The organism is Sporosarcina sp. SAFN-015 (genome assembly GCF_051966875.1).
Lineage (GTDB): Bacteria > Bacillota > Bacilli > Bacillales_A > Planococcaceae > Sporosarcina.
Genome location: NZ_JBQCKP010000006.1, coordinates 160,245 through 169,450 on the forward strand (window position 1 = coordinate 160,245; position 9,206 = coordinate 169,450).

General features: G+C 49.1%; 17 protein-coding genes. 1 reads left to right on the forward strand and 16 read right to left on the reverse strand.

The window, feature by feature from the left end:
• Positions 1 to 186 precede the first annotated feature (186 nt).
• The 3 genes from ACTHPA_RS12375 to ACTHPA_RS12385 form a co-directional block, all read right to left on the reverse strand.
• Positions 187 to 771, reverse strand: a complete 585-nt coding sequence (locus ACTHPA_RS12375; protein ID WP_440500602.1) for a hypothetical protein — start codon at positions 769 to 771, stop codon at positions 187 to 189.
• The gene (locus tag ACTHPA_RS12380; protein WP_440500603.1) at positions 768 to 932 is read right to left on the reverse strand and encodes a hypothetical protein; all 165 of its coding nucleotides are present in this window, start codon (positions 930 to 932) and stop codon (positions 768 to 770) included. The genes ACTHPA_RS12375 and ACTHPA_RS12380 overlap by 4 nt, the downstream gene beginning before the upstream one ends.
• Positions 933 to 1,064: 132 nt before the next feature.
• Positions 1,065 to 1,622: a hypothetical protein gene (locus ACTHPA_RS12385; protein ID WP_440500604.1), complete on the reverse strand. Its 558-nt coding sequence runs from the start codon at positions 1,620 to 1,622 to the stop codon at positions 1,065 to 1,067.
• Between the two features lie 451 nt (positions 1,623 to 2,073).
• On the opposite strand from ACTHPA_RS12385, the gene ACTHPA_RS12390 reads away from it, so the two are divergent.
• Positions 2,074 to 2,286, forward strand: a complete 213-nt coding sequence (locus ACTHPA_RS12390) for a helix-turn-helix transcriptional regulator (RefSeq protein ID WP_440500605.1) — start codon at positions 2,074 to 2,076, stop codon at positions 2,284 to 2,286.
• Between the two features lie 158 nt (positions 2,287 to 2,444).
• Here ACTHPA_RS12390 and ACTHPA_RS12395 read toward each other — a convergent pair whose 3' ends face one another.
• The 13 genes from ACTHPA_RS12395 to ACTHPA_RS12455 form a co-directional block, all read right to left on the reverse strand.
• Positions 2,445 to 3,422: a toprim domain-containing protein gene (locus ACTHPA_RS12395; protein ID WP_440500607.1), complete on the reverse strand. Its 978-nt coding sequence runs from the start codon at positions 3,420 to 3,422 to the stop codon at positions 2,445 to 2,447.
• A 143-nt stretch (positions 3,423 to 3,565) separates the two neighbouring features.
• Positions 3,566 to 4,915: an AAA family ATPase gene (locus ACTHPA_RS12400; RefSeq protein ID WP_440500608.1), complete on the reverse strand. Its 1,350-nt coding sequence runs from the start codon at positions 4,913 to 4,915 to the stop codon at positions 3,566 to 3,568.
• Positions 4,887 to 5,072 (reverse strand): hypothetical protein, encoded by a 186-nt coding sequence (locus ACTHPA_RS12405; protein ID WP_440500610.1) that lies wholly within the window; start codon positions 5,070 to 5,072, stop codon positions 4,887 to 4,889. Before ACTHPA_RS12405 ends, ACTHPA_RS12400 begins: the two co-directional genes overlap by 29 nt.
• On the reverse strand, positions 5,059 to 5,556 hold the full coding sequence (locus ACTHPA_RS12410; RefSeq protein ID WP_440500611.1) for a hypothetical protein: 498 nt from the start codon (positions 5,554 to 5,556) through the stop codon (positions 5,059 to 5,061). The genes ACTHPA_RS12405 and ACTHPA_RS12410 overlap by 14 nt, the downstream gene beginning before the upstream one ends.
• Positions 5,557 to 5,739: 183 nt before the next feature.
• Positions 5,740 to 6,450, reverse strand: coding sequence for a DNA replication protein (locus tag ACTHPA_RS12415; protein ID WP_440500613.1), 711 nt, complete (start codon positions 6,448 to 6,450; stop codon positions 5,740 to 5,742).
• Positions 6,447 to 6,665 carry a hypothetical protein gene (locus ACTHPA_RS12420; RefSeq protein WP_440500615.1) on the reverse strand — a complete coding sequence of 73 codons (219 nt, stop codon included), beginning with the start codon at positions 6,663 to 6,665 and terminating at the stop codon, positions 6,447 to 6,449. The genes ACTHPA_RS12415 and ACTHPA_RS12420 overlap by 4 nt, the downstream gene beginning before the upstream one ends.
• 4 nt (positions 6,666 to 6,669) lie before the next feature.
• Positions 6,670 to 7,074 (reverse strand): hypothetical protein, encoded by a 405-nt coding sequence (locus ACTHPA_RS12425; protein WP_440500616.1) that lies wholly within the window; start codon positions 7,072 to 7,074, stop codon positions 6,670 to 6,672.
• Positions 7,071 to 7,262 (reverse strand): hypothetical protein, encoded by a 192-nt coding sequence (locus tag ACTHPA_RS12430; protein ID WP_440500617.1) that lies wholly within the window; start codon positions 7,260 to 7,262, stop codon positions 7,071 to 7,073. The genes ACTHPA_RS12425 and ACTHPA_RS12430 overlap by 4 nt, the downstream gene beginning before the upstream one ends.
• Positions 7,255 to 7,428 carry a hypothetical protein gene (locus ACTHPA_RS12435; protein ID WP_440500618.1) on the reverse strand — a complete coding sequence of 58 codons (174 nt, stop codon included), beginning with the start codon at positions 7,426 to 7,428 and terminating at the stop codon, positions 7,255 to 7,257. The genes ACTHPA_RS12430 and ACTHPA_RS12435 overlap by 8 nt, the downstream gene beginning before the upstream one ends.
• On the reverse strand, positions 7,425 to 7,844 hold the full coding sequence (locus ACTHPA_RS12440) for a hypothetical protein (protein WP_440500620.1): 420 nt from the start codon (positions 7,842 to 7,844) through the stop codon (positions 7,425 to 7,427). The genes ACTHPA_RS12435 and ACTHPA_RS12440 overlap by 4 nt, the downstream gene beginning before the upstream one ends.
• A 68-nt stretch (positions 7,845 to 7,912) precedes the next feature.
• Complete coding sequence (locus ACTHPA_RS12445) at positions 7,913 to 8,233, reverse strand: hypothetical protein (RefSeq protein ID WP_440500621.1); 321 nt, start codon at positions 8,231 to 8,233, stop codon at positions 7,913 to 7,915.
• Positions 8,233 to 8,625, reverse strand: coding sequence for a hypothetical protein (locus ACTHPA_RS12450; protein WP_440500623.1), 393 nt, complete (start codon positions 8,623 to 8,625; stop codon positions 8,233 to 8,235). Before ACTHPA_RS12450 ends, ACTHPA_RS12445 begins: the two co-directional genes overlap by 1 nt.
• Complete coding sequence (locus ACTHPA_RS12455; protein WP_440500624.1) at positions 8,622 to 8,822, reverse strand: hypothetical protein; 201 nt, start codon at positions 8,820 to 8,822, stop codon at positions 8,622 to 8,624. The genes ACTHPA_RS12450 and ACTHPA_RS12455 overlap by 4 nt, the downstream gene beginning before the upstream one ends.
• Positions 8,823 to 9,206 lie beyond the last annotated feature (384 nt).

Here is a 9,206-nt window from a genome sequence, read left to right on the forward strand (position 1 = left end):
TAAAGGCGTTGCGTGCGTCCACGCGTTGCCCGTCAAGTGTGCGTCCACTCTTGCGCCCGCTACACCGCTCAACTATGCGCATTAACCTTTACAACGCTCCCTGCTACGCAAGGGCGTATTGTATCGGTAGTTGAACGATGTAGCCGACGCAAGTGCCGGCTTTATTACGTCAAACTTTCGTCAACTTTACGAAACCATTTCGCCTTCCGTCCGTAGATATACCGAAGCCTCTTGCTCGATGGCGCGATATTCGGACTCTTGCGTTTGCATTGCGTTCTGAACCGCCCGCGCTTCGTCTTCCAATACGTCAATTTGCGCTTGTATTAGCGCCTGCGTACCCGGATGTTTGCAGCGTACTTTATTACGAAATAACTCCGCAATTTCTACGTTTAAGTCCGCAAGCCGGAGGGTATACTGCCTGTAAGACCGTTTAAACGTTCGGCGCGCCTTGCGTAGTTCGCGCTCGATTGTCGTGCGGATTACGTCGGTGAGTGCGCCGGTTTGCGGCTCGAACCCACGGTGTTGCGCAATGTCATCGAGGCTGTAAACCGTGATAATTACGTCCTTGACCGGATCGAGTACGAGGCGCGTCCGTGACTTATAGTGGTCGAAGATGCGACTGTTGGACGTTGCGCCGCGGTAAACCGCCGTCTGCATGTAGTTCATGAGCTGGCGATGCGCGTCGGCGTAATCGATGCCAAGCCGTTCAGTTGCGCGCTGCTTCGCGTGTTCCGTGCAAGCATACGCACGCTTGCCAGTTAATGTCGTCATGCGAGGCGCACCCCTTTCAGGGCTGGCGTGTAGTAGTCCGCCGGATCGTCATCGCAAGGAATATCGCCGTGATATTCCGCATATGTTAGTTTAGCTTCGTCGATATTGCGTTGTGATTGCGTTACATTAGCACCTAAATTTTCCATAACGTGTATAAACATTTCTATATACCTCCTAAAAGTAGTTGTATACTATAGTCAACGGTGGTATAATAGCTTGCGGATAGTATTTTTATAAATACTTAATAAAGTACTTATATGAAATATTACCCGCAACTAAATAAGACACCATTGTTATGCGGTTAATACCGCTCTACATTCTGTTTTGAATCGCGTAATGAATTTTCGGTGTGATTCGGATTTTCCGCCTAATGTATCCGCCAAGATACTGGAAATTTCTCGACTATCCGTAAATCCATTTGCCCAAGCGTTCAAAACTAAGTTTCTGCGACGGTCTCCTTGCGCCAACAGGGAGATCGTTTCTTTTTGCGTTTCTTTCATTACCAATGCATTTTCGACGTTCGCCAAAACGTCCTCCGCTTCGTACTCGGCACTTTCCTCGTCATTACCCTTTGAGATTGCCAAATCTCTGAATGATGTAGGAGCTTCGTACTTGCTACGCTTTAAATGTCGAGCTGCCGCGCGGTTAATGCAATATCGTGCAATTGCTGCTACCGACTTTATTTCCTTCTCGACTATCTCCTTGCCAATAGATACATAACAAGTATGCTCAAATGATGTTGCGTCGGGCAGCTTGTACCAAATTTCCGCAGATGCTTTTTCTACTAAACTTACAACGGTTTTGTTTTGCATCGCGGCTTTGATAAATATTAAGTTTTTACTTGCGATCAACTTACTTCCTCCTTTTATTTCGCCTTATACTATAGAAGGGGACAGTCACCTAGCAATATGGGACATTTCTTCAAAAGTTTTTTCGGCTATTTACTTATTAATTGAATCATAATATAATAGCTTGAGAAAGTCAAACCATTTATCTTACAATTTACATAGGGAGTGGGTATTAATGTTCACATTCAAACCGTTAAGGGATTACTTGGACCTAAAGGGTCTTTCAATCAAGAGGATTACGTCCGAGCTTGGTCTCTCGACAAATGTTGGAGTTGCGCTAAATAATGATCGGCCTGTAAAGTTGGAGCACATCGCAAGTATATGCCTACACCTCGACTTACCTATCGAATCCGTAGTCGAAATAATCCGCAATACTGACGCCTAATCGGGCGTCTTTTTATTTGGCTTACGTTTATCCCCTCCGTTATGGTAAAATTATCCGCGGAGGTGGTCGGTGATAAACGTTACACTGCGCTGTAAGTTGTACGACCTCCGGACTGCGCGCGGCTATACGCAATACGACCTCGAAGTTAGGACGGGCATTAGCGAGAAAACTATCTCCGCCTACGAGAATAATAGGCGCCTAATGAACGTAGGTACGATGGCTAAATTCGCTATTGCGCTGAATTGTTCGCTCGACGACCTCTACGAGTTCGAAGTATCTTAATGCGCAGTATCGCAGGTCGGGACGGGTTCTTACCGTCCGGGCGCAAGGTAACGTTTTGTTTACCTTTCGTCGCCGTTACATCATAACGCGATAGTAGTACGTTGTAAAGACGTTTATTCCAAATTTCGACAATCCGTAATATTTTATCCGCTCGCCCCTTATTTTACCGCCAATTTCGGTATTTGTATAGCACTTTCACGCAATTTAGACACGGAAAAGTTTGACAAATAACGTAACTGATCCGGCCCGTGACGCATTAAACAATCGTTTGCGTCGTTGCAGTCGCCGTATTCAATAACGCATAATTCCAAATGTCCCGCTAACTGCGCGCGTGCTCTTTCGTTCAGCCGCCGGCCCGCTGCGTCATTGTCGCCGCCCAACGCTATCATGCGCAAGCTCGACCGCTTTATTGCGTCCACTTGCGCAGGGCTGATCGAAGCACTACCGACGGCAATTGCCGCAATACCCGCAACACGCCACGACATTACGTCGATTTCGCCCTCGCACAATACCGCAACAGTTTCGCGCCTTTCGTTTATCGCGTCCAGCCCATAGACTATATCGGCAATTGGCGTCGCACCTTTAACGTAGAAGAAGTCCTTGCCGCGCGTACTGCGATATTTTATGTTCGCGAGCTTGCTGTCCGGTGTGTGCCACGGAATTGCCGTAAAGCCTGGCTTGTCTTCCCCGTAGCCAACCGCGTAAAGCCGCTGTACGTCATCCGTTATGCCGCGCGTCCGCAAATAAGGACTTACCGCTTGCGTGACGGGTTCGGGCGTGTTGTACGTTGGGCGCGTGCGTAATTGCGGCGCATTAATCCGTATAGGTTCGCCCTGACGCGTGGGCGCGCCGTACTTTGCCGTCAGGTAGTCCGCAACGTCTTCGGTCGTTTCGCCGCGCAGCTCCGCAAGTAGTGCGAGCAAGCCGCCCTTTTGACCGGAACCGCTATCGCCCCATGTGCCGGCGTGTTCACCCGCAAGGTGGACGTAAAAGGAAGGCGTCCTGTCGTCGCGAAACGGTGATTGCGCGATTAGCTTGTCCGCGCGCCAGTCGGCATTGTAGCCGAAGTCGTATTCCGCGAGTTCCTCGGCGATGTCGATGTTGAGCGTTTGATTGCGAATTTTTACGAGTGCCATAAATGCACCTCCTACTATCTATAGTACGTAACTCGATCGGATTCACACGGCGTATAATAAGTACTACCAAAAGTCGTCCGTTTTGAAACAACTTATTTTGCGCTCCCTACTATTATTCTACGTCAAATCGGCGCGAGAGTTAACTAGAAGTCGAAGTCCGCCGCAACCGCCTCGCCCGTTTCCATTTCGCGCACAATCCCGAAGTTAGGTAAGTACAATACGTTTATTTGCGTACCTTCCCCTCCGTTACGACCTTTGCCGATTTCAATAATTCCCTCTCCGTTTAGCGAATCGATACCGAACGTATTCGTCGCGTCCTCTAGTACAGCTTTCGATTTTTTTATTTCTGCGCGTTTCGGCGGGCATAAGATACGGTCGCCCTCGTCGTCTGTGTCGTCGCGAACTTCTTCCGCTTGCGTCACGATATGAATAACGGCTTTTTCCGACCCGCACAGTCGCCGTATGCGTTTTGACGTATTCGCAACGTCTCCGCCCGCAACTCGCGACGTATTTGCGTCGAAGTCCATTAGATAAATCGGATCAATCAGTACGACGTCTGCTTTCGTAGCTTTAATGTCTGCCGCAAGTTGCTTCGTATCGCGCGTAAGGAAATCGCTGTCGTCCGCTGCGCGTAAGATGATATTGCCGGGCAGTATTTCGCCTTTTGCGAGCTTATCGACGAACACGCGCAATCCTTCTTCGTAACCTTCCGACAACTTACCGGACAATAGCGCACGATTCTCGAAACCTACCTCGTAATCTATGCCGTCTATTTTCTCGGTCGTTCCGCTAACCCTTGCGCTGATTGTCGAATAGGCACGCGCCATCCATTCGAAGCGGCTCATTTCCATGGCCCACACGAGTACGGTCGCGCCCTGAAACGCTGCTTCTACGATTTCTTCCATAGTAAAAACGGATTTACCGCGCCCTGATCGTCCATACCACGTATACATGTTACCGCTGAAATAGCCGCCTATTTGTTCGTTGATTAGCGGGAACTTCGATTTCCATAACTTGAACGAGCGTCCTTCCTTGCGTTCAATATATTCGTCTAGGAATTTCGAACCATCCGCTTTTATGTCCGTTCCTACCTTTTCTCGAACGCTTGTTCTAAGTTTAACCGATTCAGCCGCAGGAAGCAAGTAGTCATTTATGAAACTTTCGCCGCCTAATTCGTTTAGCTTGCGCTCGAACTCGCCAGTCTCGAACCATCGCAATATTAGCCGCTGTGCCGTGAAGTCCTTAATCTTACGCGCGAGGTATTCGTATTGATCGCTCACGTCCGGCAAGTATTCGTAGCCCGAAACTTCCGCAGCTACCGTCAAATAGCTCGGCGCCTGCCCGCCGTTTTGCGCCGCATAATCCGTTACGAAACGATAGGTCGCGCGGTCTACGTCGGACGGCATGTCGTCGAGCGTAATTTGATGGCGCGTTAGGGCGTCGACTGCGTTTTCTTCGATTACTTTATTGAGCATCAGTTTCGCGTATTCCATCGTCTACCTCCTTTTCTGCATGGCGTTTTTCTAACGTCCGCCTACGACGTTTTATGTCCGCTTTATGCTCCTTCTTCGCTTTCTTTTCGCCCATTTCTGCGAATGTCCACGAATTAACCGCGTCAAGTGATTTCGCTTTAAAACTACGATTGTCCATCCGCAGTCAACTCCTTTATTTGCGCATCAATTTCGTCATATCTGTGCTGCTTATACGCTTCCATGTCCGCAACAGTTACGAAGTCATCGGAAGAACCTACGTTATTTCTTTCGTCGAGTAGCGCGTCGATCTTTTCGGCACGCGTGAGAACCTTCGGCTTGGCTGGCGTTTTTACCTTCGGTTTAAACACTTCGTCCACCTCCGCATAAAATGGTATTCCGAACAATGGCGATAGAAACGACGGCATTTTATAGTGGTGCAAATAGGCGTCAGCTTCGACCGCTCTGCAGGCGAGTTTAACGTCGGCTTGGTCGGCCATCATATATTCCGCAGTTACGACGCAATGGCAATCGTAGTAGATGTCCTCCGCCTCAAAATCGCGGTTGTACGATTCCTCGCGCGTGTAGCCGTCTACGCGGAATACGCGGTCGCCGTATCCTTCGATCGTGATTAAGTCGTCAATTTGCGCGATTGGTTCGAGCATGTGCGCCCTCCTTTCGAATTAACCGTTGTCTTTCGCTTCTTCATTTCCGCATTCATCGCATTCGATTTTTATGACTGCGAAGTTTTGGGAGCTAGTTAAATACACGTTTACAGACACGCTTCCGCAGTTATCACAGACTATATTGAACTTGTCGAAGTAGTCGATATTATTACCTCCTTCGTACTAACGTCTTCCACGCTTACTACTTCCGCCGAAATGAATCACGCCGCAATTATCGCGAATACGGTCATACAACCGCGCAGTAAATACGTCCCTTAACTCGTCTATCGCGACATTCGACGTATACACGGTCGGCAGTCCGTTAGCGACGCGGTGATTGATAATTGCGTGTAAATACGCAGAAAATGCCTCCGTAGCGCTACGCACGCCAACGTCATCAAGAACGGCGAAAGGCGCTTGCTGTACGCGCTTTATTTTCGCACCGATCCGCTTCATTGCGTCTTCGTCATGCGTCATAGCTGCGAGGTTATATTCGGACTGAAACTCGTTCACATCGAGGAATACCGCCATAACTTGCGCCGGCTGTTCGCCCCTCTTTAACGCCGCGATATAGTTGCGCGCAATATATTCGTGCAGTAGCGCAACCGCCGTCGTAGTCTTGCCCGTACCTGGAGATTCCGACCATAAATACGCGCTCTTTACGTCATTGCCTGCAAACGTGTCGGCATAGCGCGCAAGACTGGCGTATATGTCCGCTTGGCTCTCGCGCGCTGGCGAGTTGGCGAGCGTCACATTGCGGTAGTCGTCCGGTATGCCCGCCGCGCCGATCCGGCCGCCCTTGCCGTTTAGTCCGTAGAGGGCGATAAAATGCGGACATTGTGCCGGACAAGTAGCGCAGCCGCCGCGTTTAAAGCCGTCGAGTATGCATTTCATCCTACCGCCTCCTCGTACGTTTGTTGCCACTTGCCCGAAGGTTCGTCGCGGTTATATTTCGCTGTACGTCCGCAAAGGGAGCAGTTAACCGTCAAGCCTTCGTAAATTGCGTTAGTATATCGATTTATTTCCGATTGGAACTTCTCCGCGTTATACCCGTGATATTGAAACGTAATATCATCGAAGCAACTAAAGCATAAATTTCCGTTTCCCATTCCGTCACCACCACCCGTTCAGTTCTTCGAGGTCAGGCGCTTCTTCTACGCTCGCCTTACGTCTTTCCTGCGCAAGCTCGTCCGCTTGTATCCGTTGCCAGTCCGTTTTCCGATACGTCCATATCCACCCGAAATTAACGCCCGGATATTGCGGTGTAGGCGTATAATTATCGAAGGTAATATCGATAAAACGCTTGACCGCTTCATTCGATGCCTTGCGCGGCTTGCCCGTTCGTGTGCCGATTAAATCGCCGATCATTCCCTTTTCCGCAGTCCATCCGCGAAAAGGTGCGTAGTCGATTCCGAATAACTCCTTATGCTTGTCCGCAAGGTAAGCGTGAAAAGTAGTCGTATTCCACGTATCTAGCGGACGATTCCGCCAGTCTTTCGCAGGTGCGAGTTTAGTCATTCGCTAACGCCTCCGAGCAATTCTACGATTTTATTCGAATCTATTTCCGTATATACTGCTATGCCGCCCATCGTTACGTGTGTCTCGATGTACAGTTCGTTATCTTGTGCGTACTGTTTTAGCTTATTCGAATTTACTACGGTTGTTTTAAATACTGCGAGTTTTTCCGTAGGGAATCGCTTAGTCATCGAACGTCTCTCCTTTCATTTCTCTGCGCAATCTCCACAGCAATCCCTTACTGTCGGATACTCCCATTGCCTTTCCGCATTTTGTACATCCGTATACATGCGCAGAAAGTTTCCAATCACGTCCGACCCACATCCACGCATGTCTGCAGAATAATCGCCGAATCATACGCGCTCAACCTCCCGTCCAAGATTCCGCTCGATAGCGTCATATGCGAAGTCTTTGTGCTGTCTGTGCGATAATCGGCGCGTAGACCATAACGCAATCGACGTCATATCTTCGTATTTGGTCAGTAAATCTACATACTGCTGATTCGTATAATTACGTCCATGCGGCGCATGTGATTCGATTTCGTCCCGCAACCGCTCAACCTCCGCAAGTAGCGCGGGAATGTCCTCGCGTGCATGGGCGATAAATTCGGCGTCATAATACCGCGTTATTTCGTTAGTTATGGCGCATATTTCCCGTTGCGGTGTTACTGGCGCCAAATATCCGTGCTGATCGTTATATTTCCACGGACCCACCGTAGCCGCCTCCGCTCGCTTGCGGATTGCTTCGAGGTCTTGCGTTGTAAGTGGTTTCATTCCGTTTCCTCCTTAGTTTTGCTGCGATTTCACCGTGCCTACGCGTTTCTAACCGCTTGTCCGAGCGTTTATACCTCCGCACTCAACAACGCGTCTACGTGCGCTTTAAACGCGCGTAATTCGTCGAGGACTTCGCGCAATGTAGTAGCGTCGCCCGTCCGTATTTTATATTCGTTCAGAAACGTGAGGGCGCGCGGTATAGTTGCGAAATATTTGCCGACGCTCCGCCATTCCTGCCGGATTGTTGCGTCGTGTTTATCCGGATCGAATGCCGGTGATTTCGTCGGGTCGACCGTGATAAGGCGCTCGATTACGATATTGTCCGCGTCGGGAAATGCTAGGCGATATTCTGCGTCGATTGCGATTGTGCGTTTAGCTGGCGTTGTCATTACGCATTCACTCCTTCGATTTTAATACCGAGCAAGTCGAGTGTTTTCTCGATTCCAAAGCGAACTCCGACGTCGTGCGAGTACCTGTGCTCCGCGATTAATGCGTTAATCTTGCCGTAGTAATCGCGCACTTTTTCCTCCGGCGTCTTTTCAACTTCGTAGCCGTTGACGAGTGCGCGCATTAACTCGTTAGGATGGCGCTGTGAATCCATTTCGAGCGAGTTATAATAATCGTTCAGCACGCGCAACTCCGCGAATTTAGCAAGTTCTTTCGCGTCATCTAAATGCGCAAGTATTCCGTATTTCGTAAAATGATAACCGTCGATTCCTCCGAGCAATTTATCGATCGCTTCCATAACCTTTTGCGGTATCTTCACTTTTCCGTTTGTCATTCCGATTCCTCCCCGTTTGTAATTACGTAACCGACTGCCAACGCCCTTGTCGCGTCAGCTTCGTAAAGTCCTGCGTCGTTCAGCGCGACAATTGCGAATAGATATGCGTTAAAGTCGTTGCCGGCGCTTGCCTGCCGATATTGCTCGACTGCCGCCGCTTGCTTGCGTGTTACTTGTAGCCGTTTTAATTGCGTCATGATTGCGTCACTCCTTCGCTTGTTTTGAGCGGGATTTCACCGCGTAGAATCGTTTGTAGGCTCGTCCGTGAGTGTTTGTTCCTAATCGGGTTAGGAGCGCTCTAAGGTGGGCGCAAACTACGTTATGTGTTGGTCCTCCGGTGAAGTGCGATGCGGCCGCCGCCTTTCTTTTGCTTTAGTTTTCTTTTATCTTTTAAAAGATTTGGCGCGCCCTTCTATCTCTTATATAGATTGCGTTTCTCTAAAAGGATACATAGCGAGAAAACTTGTTTTCGAGCAACGGTCTTGAACTTATCTTTTATCACTTATTTCCTTTGCGACGTATGTTTAGTTTAGTTAACTATAAGTATAGATAACTGTAAGTATAGTTCGTCTGTCCTTTCC